Genomic DNA, 17,386 nt, shown 5'->3' with positions numbered 1-17,386 from the left:
CGTCCGTCCGGACGCCGAGGACCCGTTCCCGCCGGGTCGCACCGGGGAGAGCGCGAGGGGCGGCGTCGCTCGGACACGGCGAGGGGCCGTGGCACACGTGCCACGGCCCCTCGCCGTGTCTCGGCCCGCCGTCTCTCGCCCGCGGTCGCCCACGAGGGAGGCGGGACCGGGCTCAGCCTCGTCGGCGCCGGGCCCCCGAGACGATCGACCCGACCACGAGCGTGAGACCCGCCGCGGCGAGCACGACGATCGTGGCCAGCCCGAGGTCGACGCGCGCGCCGAGCGCGGCGGCGAGGACGACGACGCCGAACGCGACGATGACGAATCCCCACACGATCGTGGAGACGCGAGGGCCGCGCCGGACGGGCGGCGGGGGTTCGACGGGTGCGGCGGGCGCGGTGGGCGTCGTGGACGTCCCCGGGAGGGACGGCCCTGCGGGCGGGACGGCGCCGGAGGTCGGGCCGGACGTCGTCGGGCCACCGGGAGCTGCGAGCGGGTGCGCGGGGGCTGCCGGTCCGGGCACGTCCAGGACGGAGGTCTCCCCGTCCTGCGCCCGCGCGGCGGGCAGGGGCTCCGTGGGACGCGGGTCGGACACCGACCGCGCGGCGAGCGGCTCCGTGGCCGGAGGCTCGGTGGACAGCGGCACCGTCGGGTGGGCGTCCGCCTCCGCGTCCCGGGCCTGCGGGGTGTCGAACAGCTCGTCGCCGAGCGGCCGCGTGTCGTCGTCGCGGCGTGCTGAGTCGTTCATCAGTCCTCCTCGATCGTGATCTGGCCGGCGCCGACCTCGACCCGCAGCACGAGCAGCGGGTCGTCGCCGGACTGGACCTCGTCGTTGTCGAACGTGACCGGCTGCGTGCTGACGCCGCCGATCTCCTGCCGGTCACCGTCGACGTGCCAGCGGGCGTTCCCCGCGAGCACCTGGACCTCCGCGCGCACCGGGACGCCGTCGGGCACGACGACGGTCGCGTCCCCGGCGCCGAGCTGGATCGGGACCTCGACGGGAGAGGTGCCGGACGCGTCGGACAGGTCGAGACCGGAGAGGTCGATCGTCGGGTCGCCGAACGTCACGCCGAACCCCTCCTCGGCCACGTCCGGGTCGGTCACGCGGTGCGTGCCGTCCGTGACGGTCCGTACCGAGTCGTCCAGGAAGAACGTGAACGGGGCCGACCGCCAGGCGGACGCAGGGAGGGCGACGACCAGCAGGAGCACCGCGAGCCACCCGAGGCCGCCGCTCGTGCGCCCACGCAGGCCGCTCACGACGATCGCGAGGCCCGCGAGGATCCCGGACAGCCCCGCCCAGGTGAGGAACACGGGCCAGGGCAGCTCGCCCTGGCGCTCGACGACGAGGAGGAACGCGCCGAGCAGGAGGCTCAGGCCGACGACCACGCCCGTCGTGGTCGCCCCGGGACCCCGCGGTCGCGGGGGCTTCGGCGGCTGGGGGGCGCGCGGAGGCCTCGGGGGCTGCTGCGCGGACGGGTTCCGCGGTCCCTGGTGCGCCCGCTGCGGAACGGTGGGGGGCGCGCCGAGCGGTGCGCCCGGGGCGTACGGGGGAAGGGGCGCGGTGACGCCCGGGGCGGTCGAGGCGTACGGGCTCGCCTCGGCGGACCAGGTCACCCGGTCCTGGGGCCCCGACGGCGCGGGACCCGACGGCGTCCCGGGGGAGCCCCACGGGGCGTCGGTCGGCGTGGGGCCGCCACCGGCAGCGCCGGGACCGTGGCCCGGTGCGCCCGGACCGTAGCCAGGTCCACCGTGACCGTAGCCAGGTCCGGCGGGACCGGCGCCCGGCCCGCCGGGGCCGTGCTCGGTGGTCCCGGGACCACCGGCGCCGGGAGCGCCCGGGCCGCCCGACCACGGGGGAGCCTGCGGCTGCGTGCCCTGAGGTCCCCGGGGGCCGCGCTGCGTGAGCGCGGAGACCACGACGACCGCCACGGTGACGAACGCCGCGACCCAGAACAGGCCGGTCAGCCACCCGAGGTGGAGCGCGTCCCACCACGACCACCAGCCGCCGCCCCAGGAGAACCCGACGACGACGAACGCGGCCGCGCCGAGCAGCGCGACGTCCACGTTGCCGCGGAACGCCTCCTGGAGGTGGATGCGACCGTCGCGGCGCTCCGGGAGCAGCGCCCACGCGGCGCCGTACAGGACGAGCCCGGCGCCCGAGAGGAAGAACGTCACGAACAGGAGCCCGCGCACGATGAGCGGGTCGATCCCGAACCGCTCGGCGACGCCGGACGCGACACCACCGATCCACCGGTCGTCCCCGCGGTAGATGCCCACGCGTCGGACGGCGTCGAAGAAGCCGTCGGTGCCGCTCGGGCGGGTCGCGCCGGGGCCCTGCTGCGGACCCTGCGGGGGGCCCTGCGGCGGACTCTGGCCGGGGTCGGTCGGGCCGGCGGGGCCGCCCCACGCGGGGCGGGGACCGCTCGCCCCGGGAGGGACGGTGCCCGGCTGTGCGCCGGACGTGTCGGCGGCGCCGCCGGAAGGCCCGGGCTGGGTGCCGGGTCCGGGAAGGTCGGGAGTGCTCATGACCACCATGCTGGCCTCGGCGCCGCGTCGCCGGTATCGGGTGCCACCCTGACCCGACCCTGAACCGGCCGCCGCGCGACCCTGGTTTCCCCGTCCGGGGACGCTCCGGGCGCGCGGGACGTGTGACGATCGGGGGGTGACGACTCCTGCCCGTCCCGGCCCGCGGCCCGGCGCACCGACCGGTGCCGGGTCCGGTTCCCGACCGCGCGACCTGCCGCTGCGCCGCCCCGAGCGCGGCCGATGGGTGGCCGGCGTGTGCGCGGGGCTCGCGGCGCACCTGGGCGTGAGCGTCGGGGTCGTGCGCCTCGTGATGGCGTTCCTCGGGCTCGCGGGCGGCGCCGGCGTCGCGCTCTACGTGTTCTGGTGGCTCACGGTGCCGTCCGGCGACCCGGCCGCGGCGCGCGACGAGCAGCGCCCGGCGTCGCTGTCGCGCCTCGCGCCGCGGCTCCAGGGCAGCGTGCGCCGGCTCCCCGTGCGCGACGTCGCGATCGGCGTGGTGCTGCTGGGCGGCGCCGCGCTGCTCGTGGCGCTGCGGACCGGCGTCGACGTCGAGGTCTCCTGGGTCATCCCCGTCCTCATCGCGCTCGCGGGCGCGGCGCTCGCGTGGAGCCAGCTCGACGCCGTCGAGCGCGGCCGGCTCCTCACCCGGGCCGGCGGCCGCACGCCGGCGGGCGTCCTGCGCATCGCGGGCGGGGTGGTGCTGGTCCTCGTGGGCATCGTCCTCCTCGTGGGGCAGGACGCGCGGCCCACGCAGATCGTGCGCGCGGCCGTCGCGGCGGTCGCGGTGCTCGCCGGCGTCGCGATCGTGCTCGCCCCGTGGTGGCTCAAGCTCGTGCGGGAGCTCGGGAACGAGCGCGCCGCGCGCGCCCGCGAGGCCGAGCGCGCCGACATCGCCGCGCACCTGCACGACTCGGTGCTCCAGACGCTCGCGCTCATCCGCGCGCGGTCGGCGGACGCCGACACCGTCGCGCGCCTGGCGCGCGCCCAGGAGCGCGAGCTGCGCGAGTGGCTCTACGACGACCGACCCTCGCCCGGGACGTCGCTCGCCGCCGAGCTGCGGGGGCTCGTCGCGGAGGTCGAGGACGGGCGCGTGGGCCGGCGTGCGGAGCCCATCGGGGCGCCCGTCGGGTCGACCGGCGGCGGGGTGGCCGGCGAGGCCGACCCCGGTCCGGTCGTCGTGGACGTCGTCGTGGTGGGGGACTGCACGCCCACCCAGGAGACCGCGGCGTTGCTCCAGGCGACGCGCGAGGCGCTCGTCAACGCCGTCGCGCACGGCGGGCCGCCCTACTCGGTCTACCTGGAGGTCAGCGACGCCGCCGTCGAGGTGTTCGTGCGCGACCGCGGGGACGGCTTCGACATGGACGACGTCGCGCCGGACCGGTTCGGCGTGCGGGAGTCGATCCTCGGCCGGGTCCAGCGGCGCGGCGGCAGGGCCGAGATCATCAGCAGGCCGGGGTGGGGCACGGAGGTACGGTTGCGCGTGCCCCGGGCCGTGACGGCAGAGCCCGAGCCCGCCCGCCCGCCCTCGAGCACGCCGTCGAACCAGGAGGACCCGTGACGACCATCCCCAGCACGCCCGCCGACGGCGTCCCTGCGACCGGCCCCGTCCCGGTGGTGCTCGTCGACGACCACCACATGTTCCGGGCGGGCGTGCGCGCGAGCCTCGACCCGGCGCTCGTCGCCGTGGTGGGGGAAGCGGACGACGTCGAGTCCGCGGTCGCGCGCGTGCACGAGCTGCGGCCCCCGGTCGTGCTGCTCGACGTGCACCTGCCCGGCGGGAACGGGGGCGGCGGCGCCGAGGTCATCCAGCGCTGCGCCGACCTGCTCGGCGACGTGCGGTTCCTCGCGCTGTCGGTGTCCGACGCGGCGGAGGACGTCGTCGCGGTCATCCGCGCCGGGGCGCGCGGGTACGTGACCAAGGCGATCTCCGGGCCGGACCTGTCCGCGGCCGTCGGCCAGGTCGCGGGCGGCGACGCGGTGTTCTCGCCGCGCCTCGCCGGGTTCGTGCTCGACGCGTTCGGGACGGGGGCGGGCGACGTCGCGGTGCGCGACGACGAGCTCGACCGGCTCTCGGCCCGCGAGCAGGAGGTCATGCGCCTCATCGCGCGCGGGTACACCTACCGCGAGGTCGCGTCCGAGCTGTTCATCTCGATCAAGACGGTCGAGACCCACGTCTCCGCCGTCCTGCGCAAGCTCCAGCTCTCGTCCCGCCACGAGCTCACCCGCTGGGCGGCCCAGCGCCGCCTCCTGTAGCCCCGAGGCGTTGTGGGCATGAGATGGGCCCGGTTCTCGACCGAGAACGGGCCCGTCGCACGCCCACAGCATCAGGGGGTCGGTGGCCAGGCGGGGGAGAGGGTGACGACGTCGCCCACGACCGTGACCGCCGGGGGGCGGACGCCCGCGTCGCTGGCGCGGTCGGCGATGGTCGCGAGCGTGCCGACCGTGGTCCGCTGGCGCGGGCCGTAGCCGTCCTCGACGACCGCGACGGGCGTCTGCGGCGAGCGGCCCTGCGCGACGAGCGCGGCCGCCGTCTCCGCGAGCCGCGAGACGCCCATGAGCAGGACGACCGTGTGGTCGCTCGCGGCGGGGACCTTGCCCACGTCCTCGTGCCCGGTGAGCACGGTGAACCCGCGCGACAGGCCGCGGTGCGTCACCGGGATGCCCGCCGCGGCGGGCACGGAGACGGCGCTCGTCACGCCCGGCACGACCTCCACGGGGATGCCGTGCTCGCGGCACGCGTCGAGCTCCTCGCCGCCGCGCCCGAACACGTAGGGGTCGCCGCCCTTGAGCCGCACGACCCGCCGCCCGACGAGCGCGTGGTGCACGAGGATCCGGTTGATCTCCGCCTGCGGGACGGGGTGGTGGCCCGGCGTCTTGCCGACGTCCACGACCTCGACGTCGTCGCCGAGCTCGGCGAGCAGGCCGCGCGGCCCGAGCCGGTCGACCACGACGACGTCCGCCTCCGCGAGGAGGCGGCGTCCCCGCACGGAGATCAGTCCGGTGTCGCCGGGGCCGCCCCCGACGAGCGCGACCGTCCCGAGGGACCGCACGAGCGGTCCGGAGACGGCGCCGGCGAGGTGGGCGTCGCCGGCGCCCGTGGACCGTGCTGGGCGCACGGCCCGGAGCGGGAGCTCGCCCGCCTCGAGCAGCGCGGCGACGGCGTCGCGCACCCGCTGGGCGCGGCGCGGGTCCCGGCCCGCGTTGACCGACACCGTGATCTCCGCGCCCTGGTCGCGGGAGACGGCGGGAGCCGGGTGGTCCGGGACCGTGCTCGGGACGCGCGTACGCGCCACGGCGGGCACCCACGCGGTCGCGAGGTCCGCGTCGCCCGCGGCCACGCAGAAGACCCGGTCGGCCTCGGCGTCCGCGGCGACCTCGGCGTCCACGTGCGCGTCTCCGGTCGCGGTGTGGACGAGCCACGCGCCGTCGAGGTCGCCCGTGAGGTAGTCGCGCCGCACCCACGACAACCGCGCGCCGCGGTCCCGGGGCGCGCCCGCGTGACCGTGGGCGCCCCCCGCGTCCTCGGCCCCGTGGACCGCGAGCAGCTCCGCGAGGTCCTCGCACACGAACGGCGCGACGACCGACACGACGGCGCCCGCGTCGAGGAGGCCGCGCGTGCGCCGCGCCGCGACGGGACCGCCGCCGACGACGACGGTCCGGCGGCCGTCGAGACGCAGGCCCAGGGGGTACGTCTCGTGCTCGGGTGCGGTCACGGCGTCCAGCCTAGATCGCGTACGAGCCGGGCCGGGACGCCGGGCGGCGCGCGGCGGCGAGCGCGTCGCCGACCATGCCGGCGGCCAGCGTGCCGCCGTCCTGGCCGTCGACGAGCAGGAACGCGCCCGTGCGCCGGGCCACGACGTACTCCTCCGCCGCGACGGGCGACGCGAGCCGCAGCGTCACCCGGCCGATGTCGTTGAGGTCGAGCCGCTCCGCCGGCTCGAGCTCGGCGGTGTCGAGGTCGAGCCGCCCGACGACGTCGCGCACCACGGCCTGCACCGTGCGGGTCGTGTGCTTGAGCAGCACGCGCGCGCCGGGCAGGAGCGGGCGGTCGCTGAGCCACGCGACGGTGCCCTCGACGTCCTGCGTGACCTCGGGCGCCTCTGCCGCGGAAGCGATGAGGTCGCCGCGCGCGACGTCCACGTCGTCGGCGAGGCGGATCGTCACGGACTGCGGCGCGAACGCCTCCGTGAGCTCCTCGCCGGACGCGAGCGAGTCCGCCGTGTCGATCCCGACGACGGTCGTGCGGCGACCGGACGGCAGCACCACGACCTCGTCGCCGACCGCCACGACGCCCGACGCCACCTGGCCGGCGTACCCGCGGTAGTCGCGGTAGCGCTCGTCGGCCGCGGCCTGCGGGCGGATGACGACCTGGACCGGGAAGCGGAACGCCTCGGTCTCCGGGTCGTCGCCCGTCGGGAGCTCCTCGAGCAGCTCGAGCAGGCTCGGGCCGTCGTACCAGGGCGTGTGGGCGCTCGCCCGGTCCACCACGTTGTCGCCCACGAGCGCGGAGACCGGGATCGTGTGCACGTCGCCGACGCCGAGCGACGTCGCGGCCGCGCGGATGTCCGCCGCGAGCTCCTCGTACCGGGCCTCGCTGTAGTCGACGAGGTCGATCTTGTTGACCGCGACGACCACGTGCGGCACGCGCAGGAGGCTCGCGACCGCGAGGTGGCGGCGCGTCTGCTCCAGCAGGCCCTTGCGCGCGTCGATGAGCAGCACGACGACGTCCGCCGTCGACGCGCCCGTCACCGTGTTGCGCGTGTACTGCACGTGCCCGGGGCAGTCGGCGAGGATGAACGACCGGCGCGCGGTCGCGAAGTACCGGTACGCCACGTCGATCGTGATGCCCTGCTCGCGCTCGGCGCGCAGGCCGTCGGTGAGCAGCGCGAGGTCGGCGGTCTCGAGCCCGCGGTCGCGCGAGACGCGCTCGACCGCGTCGAGCTGGTCGGCGAGCACGGACTTCGAGTCGAAGAGCAGGCGGCCCACGAGCGTGGACTTGCCGTCGTCGACGGAACCCGCCGTCGCGAGGCGCAGCAGCGTGCCGCGGCGCGCGTCGTCGAGCGGCGGCGCCGCGTCCTCGGTGACGGTGCCGGTGCTGGTCTGGGTGCCCATCAGAAGTACCCCTCCTTCTTGCGGTCCTCCATGGCGGCCTCGGAGAGGCGGTCGTCGGCGCGGGTCGCGCCACGCTCGGTGATGCGCGTCGACGCGACCTCCGCGATGACGTCCTCGACGCCGGTCGCGTCCGAGCGCACGGCGCCGGTGCACGACATGTCGCCGACCGTCCGGTACCGCACGGTCTCGGTCCGCAGGGACGCCGTCTCGGCGTCGGTGCGGGGCTCGGAGTACGGACCGACGGCGAGCAGCATCCCGTCGCGGTCGAACACCTCGCGCTCGTGCGCGTAGTAGAGCTCGGGAAGCTCGATCCGCTCGCGCGCGATGTAGCGCCACACGTCGAGCTCGGTCCAGTTCGACAGCGGGAACACGCGCACGTGCTCGCCCGGGCGGTGGCGTCCGTTGTAGAGGTTCCACAGCTCCGGGCGCTGGTTGCGCGGGTCCCACTGGCCGAACTCGTCGCGCAGCGAGAACACGCGCTCCTTGGCGCGCGCCTTCTCCTCGTCGCGACGGCCGCCGCCGAACACGGCGTCGAACCGGTGGCCCGAGATCGCGTCGAGCAGCGGCTGCGTCTGGAGGGGGTTGCGCGTCCCGTCGGCGCGCTCGCGCAGGCGGCCGTCGTCGAGGTAGTCCTGCACGCTCGCGACCTCGAGCCGCAGGCCGAGGCGCTGCGCGGTCGCGTCGCGGTAGGCGAGCACCTCGGGGAAGTTGTGGCCGGTGTCCACGTGCAGCACGGGGAACGGCACCGGGCCGGGCGCGAACGCCTTGACCGCGAGGTGCAGCATCACCACGGAGTCCTTGCCGCCGCTGAACAGCAGCACGGGCCGCTCGAACTCGGCGACGACCTCGCGGATGATGTGGATGCCCTCGCTCTCCAGAGCGTCGAGCTGCGCGAGGCGGCGCCCGCCCGGCAGCGCCGTGGCGGGGACCGGCGCAGCCTCTGCGGAGGCGCCGGCAAGAGCACCGGCGGGGGAGCCCGGTGCGTCGGTCGTCAGGTCGATGGTCGTCATGCCCGTCCTCATACGTGGAGTCCGCACTCTGTCTTGTCGAGCCCTGCCCAGCGGCCGGCCCTCGGGTCCTCGCCCGGCGCGACGCGCCGGGTGCACGGCTGGCAGCCGATCGACGGGTAGCCGTCGTTCAGCAGGGGGTTGAGGATCACCTGGTGCCGTGCGGCGTACGCGAGCAGGTCGTCGAACGACCACGCCGCGAGCGGGTTGATCTTCACGAGCCCGTTCTTCTCGTCGAAGGTCACGAGCGGGGTGCTCGTCCGGGTCGGCGCCTCGTCGCGGCGCACGCCCGTGACCCACACCTCGTAGCCCGCGAGCGTGCGGTGCAGCGGCTCGACCTTGCGCATCTGGCAGCACAGCGCCGGGTCGCGACCGAACAGGTCCTTGCCGTGCGCCGCGTCCTGCTGGGCGACGGTGAGCTCGGGGCGGACGTCGACGATCGTCACGTCCATCTGCTGCTCGACGGCGTCGCGCGTCCCGACCGTCTCGGCGAAGTGGTAGCCCGTGTCGAGGAACAGCACGTCGACCCAGGGGATCTGTGCCGCCACGACGTGGGGGAGCACGGCGTCGGCCATGGAGCACGCGACCGCGACGGACGTCCCGAACTCGCGCGCCGCCCAGGCGATGACCTCCTCGGCCGTCGCCTCCGGGCGGGTGGCCCCCTCGAGGCCGGGCGTGCCGGCGCCGTGCAGCAGCTCCGCGCCGCGCCGCGCGATCTCGCGCAGCTCGTCGAGGGACCGCTTCTCGCGGCCCTGCTCGACCTGCCGGGCGCGCTCCGCGTGGTGCGCCGCCTTCGCGCTCTCGCGCTGCTCGGCCTTCGCCCTCGCCGCGGCGCGCAGCGCGGCCAGCGGGTCGGTGGTGCCCGACGGCGGGGTGCCGACGGTGGTGGTCGTCACGCCCTGGTCCTCGCTCACTGGAGCGCCTCCTCGTCGGCGCGGTGCGCCCACTCGGCGAAGGTCTCGGTCCCGTCCTTGTCGGCCTCGTACCGCCGGACGACGCGCTCGACGTAGTCGGGCAGGTCGGTCGCGGTGACCTTGAGCCCGCGCACGGTGCGGCCCATGCCGGCGACCTCGCGGTCGTCGGACGCCAGGCCGCCGCCCAGGTGGACCTGGAAGCCCGGGACCTGCTCGCCGTCGTCGTCCATCACGAGCTGACCCTTGAGCCCGATGTCCGCCGTCTGGATGCGTGCGCACGAGTTGGGGCACCCGTTGACGTGCAGCGAGAGCGGCTTCATGTGCGACAGGTCGCCGAGTCGCTTCTCGAGCTCGTCGATCGTGGCGGTCGCGGTGTCCTTGGTGTCGACGATGGCGAGCTTGCAGTACTCGATGCCCGTGCAGGCGATCGTGCTGCGGCGGAACGGGCTCGGGTTGGCGTCGAGCCCGTTGGCCTTGAGCGTCGAGACGACGTGCTCGACCTGCTCGTCCGGGACGTCGAGCACGAGGAGCTTCTGGTGGGGCGTGAGGCGCACGCGGTGCGAGCCGACCGACTCGGCGAGGTCGGCGACGTTCGCCAGGATCGTCCCGGACACGCGGCCGACGTACGGCGCCGCACCGACGTAGTTGAGCCCGTCCTTCTGCTTGTGCACGCCCACGTGGTCGCCGGGCACGGGCGGCTTGGGGGCCGGCGGGCCGTCCGGCAGCGCGTACCCGAGGTACTCGGTCTCGAGGACCTCGCGGAACTTCTCGGGCCCCCAGTCGGCGAGGAGGAACTTGAGGCGCGCCTTGTTGCGCAGCCGGCGGTAGCCGTAGTCGCGGAAGATCTGCACGACGCCGTGCCAGACGTCGGGCACCTGCTCCTCGGTGACGAACGCCCCGAGGCGCTCGCCGAGGCGCGGGTTCGCGGACAGCCCGCCGCCCACCCACAGGTCGAACCCGATGCCGAGCTCGGGGTGGCGGTGCGCCACGAACGCGACGTCGTTGATCTCGTGCACGACGTCCTGGCTCGGGTGCCCGGTGAGCGCCGTCTTGAACTTGCGCGGGAGGTTCGCGAGCTCGGGGACGCCGATGTACTTCTCGGTGATCCCCGCGACGGCCGGACCGATGTCGATGAGCTCGTCGGCGGCGATCCCCGCGACCGGGCTGCCGAGCACGACGCGCGGGACGTCGCCGCACGCCTCCGTCGTCTGCAGGCCGACGGCCTCCAGGCGGCGCCAGATCTCCGGGACGTTCTCGACCTCGACCCAGTGGAGCTGGATGTTCTGGCGGTCGGTGATGTCGGCGCTGTCGCGGCCGAAGTCCTTCGAGATGTCCGCGATGACGCGGAGCTGCTCGGTCGTCAGGGCGCCGCCGTCGATGCGGACCCGGAGCATGAAGTACCGGTCCTCGAGCTCGTGCGGCTCGAGCGTCGCCGTCTTGCCGCCGTCGATCCCGGGCTTGCGCTGGGTGTACAGGCCCCACCAGCGGAACCGCCCGTGCAGGTCGTCGCCGGTGATGGAGTCGAAGCCGTCGCGCGCGTAGATCGTCTCGATCCGCTCGCGGACGGACAGCCCGCCGTCCTCCTGCTTCCACTTCTCGTTGCCGTTGAGCGGCTCGGTGCCGTCGACCTTCCACTGTCCGTTCGGCCGGGCGGCGCGCGCCGGGCGGGCGGGCCGCTCAGCGGTACGGGCCGGCCGCTCAGGTCGTGCCGGCGTGGCGTCCGGCACCGTCGTGACCTGCGTCATCGGTGTTCCTCGTGTCCTCGTTCGGGGGCGGGGACGCGCGACGGCGAGCGCTCAGCGAGGGTGCGAGTGGCTGAGGACCGACGGCGCGCGCCGGTTCTCAGGGGTTCTCGGGGAGAGAGGCGAGCCAGGGCTCGCGCTGAGTCGGGCGCGGTTCAGCGACAACAGCTGAGACACGTGTGCGCGCACGCCGGCATCCCGTGACGCGAGGTCACGAGGAGGGTGCGGGCTGCCGTGGTCATGCCCAGAACGATAGCGGCGGTCCAGCGGCGTGGACAGTCCTGGTCCGCATGGTGGGAAACCGGAAATAGTAGACCGATCCAGTCGTGTTTGTCGAGCCGGTGGCGCCCGTCGTGCTCGGGGGCGGCCCGACCCCGTGTGGCCTGGGCGCATCTCACTTTGTGCAAACTTTCACGACAGCGGCGTCAGCAAATAGGATGGGGCCATGGAGTTCCTCTACAACGTCTTCGTCGCGCTGCACTTCATCGGGTGGGCCATCGTCCTCGGCGGCTACCTCGCGTCCCTGCGTTCGCCGGGCCTGTACAAGGGCGTCTTCCACGGCGCGCTCACCGCGCTCGTCGCGGGGATCGCCATGGTGGGCATCGGCGAGGCGTCCGTCTGGGGTGACGGTGGCCCGGACATGGCCAAGATCGGCGTCAAGCTGGTCATCGCGCTCGTCATCGCCGTGCTCGCGTTCGTCGCCAAGCGCCAGGGGGCCAAGTCGGCCGACGGCGCCGTGGCGCCGGGCGTGAAGCATGCCATCGGTGGTCTGACCCTCGTGAACATCCTCGTCGCGGTCTTCTGGAACTGACCGCAGCGATCCGGCCGGGCCCGTCGACGGATCGTCCGTCGGCGGGCCTCCGGCGTACCCGGGGCGTTGACGGGCGACTAGGTGCATGGTCCACTAGTCGCATGGTCCTCCGATACCTCGTCCTCGGACTCCTCACCGTGCGGCCGATGACCGGCTACGACCTCAAGCGCGCGTTCGACTCCTCCGTGCGCCACTTCTGGGCGGCCGACCGCTCGCAGCTCTACCGCACGCTCGCCGCGATCGTCGACGCCGGGCTCGCGGAGGTCGAGATCGTGCCCCAGGAGAGCTACCCGGACCGCAAGGTCCACACCATCACCGACGCCGGCCGCGCGGCGCTGCGCGACTGGCTCGCCTCGCCGCTGGAGCCGGAGGACTCCCGCGAGCCCTTCCTCGGCCGCCTCTTCTTCGCTGACCAGCTCGACGACGACGGGGTCGCGACGCTCCTCGCGACCCGGCGCGCGCTGGCGGAGGAGACGATCGCCGCGCTCGCCGCGGAGGAGGAGCGCGTCGCGGCGGTCCTCGCCGACGGCGGGCCGGACGCGGACCGGGTCCGCGAGACCCGAGGGCTCGCCCTGCGCCTCGCGACGCTGCGCCACGGGCTCGCGCACGCCCGGACCGAGCTCGCATGGCTCGACGAGACCGAGCGGGAGGTGCTCGCGTGACCGCGCCGGACGTCGTCGTGCACCACCCCGCCACCCGCCCTGGCGCGCCGGGCACGGGTGCCGTCTCCGTCGTCCTGCTGCACGGGGGCAACGTGGCGTCGTGGATGTGGGAGCCGCAGGTCGAGGCGCTGGACGACCTCGACGTGTGGACGCCCGACCTGCTCGGCTTCGGGAGCCGTGGCGACCAGGTCCCGGCGTCGCTCGACGCGGTCGTCGACGACGTCGCCGCGACCGTCTCCGAGGTCCCGGCCGGGCGGGAGGTGCACGTCGTCGGGCTGTCGCTCGGCGGGATCGTCGCATTGCGCCTCGCCGCGCGACACCCGGGACTCGTGCGCTCCGTCCTCGCGTCCGGCGCGGTGGTCGACGGCGTGCCCGGCCTCGCCGGCGCGTTCGGCCGCGCGCAGCTCCGCGTCTGGGACCGGCCCTGGTACTGGCGGGGCCAGGCCGTCGCCATGGGCATCCCGGCGGACGCGCGCGACCTGTTCGTGCGCTCGGGGCTCGCGATCCGCCGCGAGACCATGGCGCGGTTGCTGCCCGACGTCTACGGCGGGCGCTGGCCCGACGGGCTCGCGGAGTCGGGAGCCCGCGTGCTCGCGGTCGCGGGCGGCCGGGACCTGCGCCCCGCGCGCCGCGCCCTGGCGACGATCCAGCGTCGCGTGCCGGACGCCGTCGTGCGCCTCGCGCCGGGGATGCACCACCAGTGGAGCGCGGAGGACCCGGACCTGTTCAGCGCGATGATCCGGTCCTGGGTGGTCGACGGCGTCGCGCACCCGCGCCTCCTGCCGCTCCCGGAGCGTGCGCGCCGCTCGTGACGTGCGAGGGTTTCCCCCGTGAGCATCGGTGGAGAGGTCCTCGTCGGGCTGGCGATCCTGGTCGGGCTGATCGGGATCGTCGTGCAGGTCCTGCCCGGGAACGTGCTCGTGCTCGGCGCGATCCTCGTGTGGGCGATCGTCACGGGCGGCACCGCCGCGTGGGTCGTCTTCGCGGTCGCGGGGGTCCTCGTGATCGCCGCCGAGGTGTCGCAGTACGTCCTCGCCGGCCGCCACATGCGCCGGGCGGACGTCCCCTGGTCGACCCTCGTCTGGGGCGGGATCGCGGGCGTCGTCGGGTTCTTCGTCATCCCGGTGATCGGGCTCTTCATCGGCTTCGTGCTCGCGGTGTTCGTCGCCGAGCTCCTGCGCCGCCGCGACCGCCGCGCCGCGTGGCGCGCGACCGTCGCCGCGATGCAGGCCACGGGCATCACGATCCTCGTCCAGCTCCTCGGTGGGCTCCTGGCGGCGGCGACGTGGGGCGTGGGGCTCGCGATCACCTGACCGGTGGACGTATCGGATCAGCCGGGGATCTCCATCACGTAGAGCGTGTTCCCGTCGACGTCACGGAGCGAGAACATCGGCGGGACGCCCTCCCAGCGCAGGAGCTCGCCGGTGCTCGCACCGGCGTCGGCGAGCGTGGCGTGGTCGGCGGCCGCGTCGGAGGTCGTGAGACGGATGCCGGTGTCGACTCCCGCGGGGAGGCCGTCTCCTGCTGCGACCAGCGCGACCGACGTCGCCGACCCCGGGGGAGCGACCTCGATCCAGCGGAACCCCTCCTGGAGCTCGCCGTCCATGCGGACCTCGAAGCCGAGCGTCCCTGTGTAGTAGGCGAGCGCGCGGTCCTGGTCGGTGACCGGGACCGCGACGGTGTGCACGCCCGTGAGGTGGGTCGTCGCCATGGTGACTCCTTCGTGGTGCGGCAGGTGCTGCGGACGAACGGGGAGACCGTCGCGGGCGACAGGACTCATCGGCGGGGCGGCGCAGGGTGTGGGCGGGGGCGCCTAGGCTGGAGGGGCTATGGCTTCGCTCTTCGAGAACCTCCCGCTGCCCGGCCTCGACACGCTGTTCGACGGCCCGCGCGTCGACCACGGCGGCGAGTCCCGCCTCCCGCGGACCGCGCCGCGCTGGACTGACGACCCGGCCGTGCCCGACGGCGCGGGGTCGCCCGCCGGGGACGGCGGGACGGGCCCGGGGAGCGCCGGCTCGTCGCCGGGCACGGGGGAGCGCAGGGGCCGGTACGCCCACCTCGATCCCGAGGCGCTCCTCGACGGGCTCAACCCGCAGCAGCGCGAGGCCGTCGTGCACGCGGGCGGGCCGCTGCTCATCGTCGCGGGCGCCGGGTCGGGCAAGACGCGCGTGCTCACGCACCGCATCGCGTACCTGCTCGCCACGGGCCGGGCGCGCGCGGGCCAGATCCTCGCGATCACGTTCACCAACAAGGCCGCGGCGGAGATGCGCGAGCGCGTCGAGACGCTCGTCGGGCCCGCCGCGCGCAACATGTGGGTCTCGACGTTCCACTCGGCGTGCGTGCGCATCCTGCGGCGCGAGGCCAAGACGCTCGGGCTGCGGTCGAGCTTCTCCATCTACGACGCGGCGGACTCGCAGCGGCTCATCACGCTCGTCACGCGCGAGCTGGACCTCGACCCCAAGAAGTACCCGGCGCGCTCGCTCGCGAACAAGATCTCGGACCTCAAGAACGAGCTCATCGACCCCGAGACCTACGCCCGGGACTCGGGCGCGCACGCGACGGACGACGGCCTCGCGGCGCGGGGCGGACAGCACGGCGCGAGCGTCCCCGAGTTCGACCAGGTGCTCGCCGACGTCTACACGCGCTACCAGGCGCGCCTCGTCGCGGCGAGCGCGCTCGACTTCGACGACATCATCATGACCACGGTCAACCTGCTCCAGGCGTTCCCGGCCGTCGCGGAGCACTACCGCCGCCGGTTCCGGCACGTGCTCGTCGACGAGTACCAGGACACCAACCACGCGCAGTACGTGCTCGTGCGCGAGCTCGCGGGCGTCGGCGAGGACTCGGCGGCGACCGACGCCGCGACGAGCGGGACCGGGGAGGCGCAGGTCCCCGCGCTCGACCCGGCCGAGCTCACCGTCGTCGGTGACGCCGACCAGTCGATCTACGCGTTCCGCGGCGCGACGATCCGCAACATCCTCGAGTTCGAGGCCGACTACCCGGACGCCCGGACCATCCTGCTCGAGCAGAACTACCGCTCGACCCAGAACATCCTCTCGGCCGCCAACGCCGTCATCTCGCGCAACCCCGACCGCAAGCCCAAGCGCCTGTGGACCGACTCGGGTGCGGGCGCGAAGGTCATCGGCTACGTCGCGGACAACGAGCACGAGGAGGCGCGGTTCGTCGCCGAGGAGATCGACCGCCTGGGCGACTCCGACGGCGTGCGCCCCGGCGACGTCGCGGTGTTCTACCGGACCAACGCGCAGTCCCGCGCGCTGGAGGAGGTGCTCATCCGCGTCGGCCTGCCCTACAAGGTCGTCGGCGGCACGCGCTTCTACGAGCGGCGCGAGGTCAAGGACGCCGTCGCGTACCTGCGCGCGATCGACAACCTCGACGACGACGTCAACCTGCGCCGCGTGCTCAACACCCCCAAGCGCGGGCTGGGGGACCGGGCCGAGGGCGCCGTCGCGGCGCTCGCGGACCGCGAGCGCATCTCGTTCGGTGCGGCGCTCGCCCGGATCGACGAGATCCCCGGCCTGACCAACCGCACCCTCAACCCCCTGCGCGCGTTCGTCGAGCTCATGACCGGGCTGCGCGAGCTCGCGGACTCCGGTGCGAGCCCGTCCGAGATACTCGGCGCCGTCCTCGACCGCACCGGCTACCTCGCCGAGCTGCGCGCGAGCGACGACCCGCAGGACGCGACGCGCGTCGAGAACCTCGCCGAGCTGCACGCCGTCGCGACGGAGTTCACGGAGCTCGACCCGGAGGGCACGCTGTCCGACTTCCTCGAGCGCGTCTCGCTGGTCGCGGACGCCGACCAGATCCCCGCGGACGACGGCGCCGACGAGGACGCCGAGGGTGAGGAGAAGGAGGACCCGGGCGTCGTCACGCTCATGACGCTCCACACGGCGAAGGGCCTCGAGTTCCCCGTCGTGTTCCTCACCGGCATGGAGGACGGCACGTTCCCGCACATGCGCTCCCTGCACGACGACGCCGAGCTCGCCGAGGAGCGCCGCCTCGCCTACGTGGGCATCACCCGCGCGCGCGAGCGGCTCTACGTGTCCCGGTCCGCGGTGCGGTCCGCGTGGGGCATGGCCAACGAGTTCCCGCCCAGCCGGTTCCTCGAGGAGATCCCCGAGGAGCTGTGGGACTGGCGGCGGCGCGAGTCGTCGATGGCGACCCTGCGCGCGGGCGGGTCGGTCTGGGGCCGCGGCTCGGGCTCGGGTTCGTGGTCCGGTTCGCGGTCCGGGTCCGGGTCCGGGTTCGGGTCGGGGGCGCGGGCAGGGGCCGACGACGACGGGTCCACCATCCGCGGCCCTCGTTCCTCGGGCCGCTCCCGCCAGACCCGCCACGACCCGTCGTCGTCGGCCCCTGCCCGCGCCGCGTTCGGCTCGCCGTCCGGTGGGGCGAAGTTCGGGTCCGCGACGCCGCGCGCCGACGGGGACGTGCCGAGCCTCTCCGTGGGGGACAAGGTCACGCACGACGCGTACGGGCTCGGGACGGTCGTCGCGCTCGAGGGGGCGGGGCCGAACGCCGTCGCGAAGATCGACTTCGGCGCCGACGGGACCAAGCGCCTCCTGCTGCGCTACTCGCCGGTGACCAAGCTCTGACG

Annotated in this window: 15 protein-coding genes; 7 read left to right on the top strand and 8 right to left on the bottom strand. The window is 74.9% G+C overall.

What is annotated here, in order from left to right; translation table 11 throughout:
- Positions 1-172 precede the first annotated feature (172 nt).
- Complete coding sequence (locus tag AC6CH9_RS07455) at positions 173-748, bottom strand: hypothetical protein (protein ID WP_498154338.1); 576 nt, start codon at positions 746-748, stop codon at positions 173-175.
- On the bottom strand, positions 748-2,526 hold the full coding sequence (locus AC6CH9_RS07450) for a PspC domain-containing protein (protein ID WP_498154337.1): 1,779 nt from the start codon (positions 2,524-2,526) through the stop codon (positions 748-750). Before AC6CH9_RS07450 ends, AC6CH9_RS07455 begins: the two co-directional genes overlap by 1 nt.
- A 136-nt stretch (positions 2,527-2,662) precedes the next feature.
- Between AC6CH9_RS07450 and AC6CH9_RS07445 the strand changes: the two genes are divergently transcribed.
- Both AC6CH9_RS07445 and AC6CH9_RS07440 read left to right on the top strand, forming a co-directional pair.
- A complete protein-coding gene (locus AC6CH9_RS07445) occupies positions 2,663-4,084 on the top strand; it encodes an ATP-binding protein (RefSeq protein WP_498154336.1) in 1,422 nt (473 codons plus the stop codon).
- 77 nt (positions 4,085-4,161) lie between these two features.
- On the top strand, positions 4,162-4,779 hold the full coding sequence (locus tag AC6CH9_RS07440; RefSeq protein WP_156186385.1) for a LuxR C-terminal-related transcriptional regulator: 618 nt from the start codon (positions 4,162-4,164) through the stop codon (positions 4,777-4,779).
- Between the two features lie 71 nt (positions 4,780-4,850).
- On the opposite strand, the gene cobA is transcribed toward AC6CH9_RS07440, so the two are convergent.
- The 5 genes from cobA to AC6CH9_RS07415 all read right to left on the bottom strand — a co-directional run bounded on the left by cobA (position 4,851) and on the right by AC6CH9_RS07415 (position 11,304).
- Positions 4,851-6,239, bottom strand: coding sequence for a uroporphyrinogen-III C-methyltransferase (gene cobA, locus AC6CH9_RS07435; RefSeq protein ID WP_498154335.1), 1,389 nt, complete (start codon positions 6,237-6,239; stop codon positions 4,851-4,853).
- A gap of 10 nt (positions 6,240-6,249) precedes the next feature.
- Positions 6,250-7,638 (bottom strand): sulfate adenylyltransferase subunit 1, encoded by a 1,389-nt coding sequence (locus AC6CH9_RS07430; protein WP_498154334.1) that lies wholly within the window; start codon positions 7,636-7,638, stop codon positions 6,250-6,252.
- Entirely contained in the window at positions 7,638-8,648 is a 1,011-nt protein-coding gene (cysD, locus tag AC6CH9_RS07425; protein ID WP_498154333.1) for a sulfate adenylyltransferase subunit CysD, read from the bottom strand. The genes AC6CH9_RS07430 and cysD overlap by 1 nt, the downstream gene beginning before the upstream one ends.
- 8 nt (positions 8,649-8,656) lie before the next feature.
- Positions 8,657-9,340 carry a phosphoadenylyl-sulfate reductase gene (locus AC6CH9_RS07420; protein WP_498154435.1) on the bottom strand — a complete coding sequence of 228 codons (684 nt, stop codon included), beginning with the start codon at positions 9,338-9,340 and terminating at the stop codon, positions 8,657-8,659.
- A 215-nt stretch (positions 9,341-9,555) separates the two neighbouring features.
- On the bottom strand, positions 9,556-11,304 hold the full coding sequence (locus tag AC6CH9_RS07415) for a nitrite/sulfite reductase (protein ID WP_498154332.1): 1,749 nt from the start codon (positions 11,302-11,304) through the stop codon (positions 9,556-9,558).
- A gap of 442 nt (positions 11,305-11,746) precedes the next feature.
- On the opposite strand from AC6CH9_RS07415, the gene AC6CH9_RS07410 reads away from it, so the two are divergent.
- From AC6CH9_RS07410 to AC6CH9_RS07395, 4 genes are all read left to right on the top strand, one after another.
- Positions 11,747-12,112: a hypothetical protein gene (locus AC6CH9_RS07410; RefSeq protein WP_053369663.1), complete on the top strand. Its 366-nt coding sequence runs from the start codon at positions 11,747-11,749 to the stop codon at positions 12,110-12,112.
- Between the two features lie 101 nt (positions 12,113-12,213).
- The gene (locus tag AC6CH9_RS07405; RefSeq protein ID WP_498154331.1) at positions 12,214-12,774 is read left to right on the top strand and encodes a PadR family transcriptional regulator; all 561 of its coding nucleotides are present in this window, start codon (positions 12,214-12,216) and stop codon (positions 12,772-12,774) included.
- Positions 12,771-13,586: an alpha/beta fold hydrolase gene (locus tag AC6CH9_RS07400; protein WP_498154330.1), complete on the top strand. Its 816-nt coding sequence runs from the start codon at positions 12,771-12,773 to the stop codon at positions 13,584-13,586. Before AC6CH9_RS07405 ends, AC6CH9_RS07400 begins: the two co-directional genes overlap by 4 nt.
- A gap of 18 nt (positions 13,587-13,604) precedes the next feature.
- The gene (locus AC6CH9_RS07395; RefSeq protein WP_498154329.1) at positions 13,605-14,087 is read left to right on the top strand and encodes a DUF456 domain-containing protein; all 483 of its coding nucleotides are present in this window, start codon (positions 13,605-13,607) and stop codon (positions 14,085-14,087) included.
- Between the two features lie 17 nt (positions 14,088-14,104).
- Here the strand turns inward: AC6CH9_RS07395 and AC6CH9_RS07390 are convergent, their stop codons facing one another.
- On the bottom strand, positions 14,105-14,485 hold the full coding sequence (locus AC6CH9_RS07390; protein WP_498154328.1) for a VOC family protein: 381 nt from the start codon (positions 14,483-14,485) through the stop codon (positions 14,105-14,107).
- A gap of 118 nt (positions 14,486-14,603) precedes the next feature.
- Between AC6CH9_RS07390 and AC6CH9_RS07385 the strand changes: the two genes are divergently transcribed.
- Positions 14,604-17,384, top strand: a complete 2,781-nt coding sequence (locus AC6CH9_RS07385) for a UvrD-helicase domain-containing protein (protein WP_498154327.1) — start codon at positions 14,604-14,606, stop codon at positions 17,382-17,384.
- The last annotated feature ends 2 nt before the right edge of the window (positions 17,385-17,386 follow it).

This window comes from Cellulosimicrobium sp. GQ32 (assembly GCF_059758455.1).
This window is presented reverse-complemented; position numbering and strand designations above follow the sequence as displayed.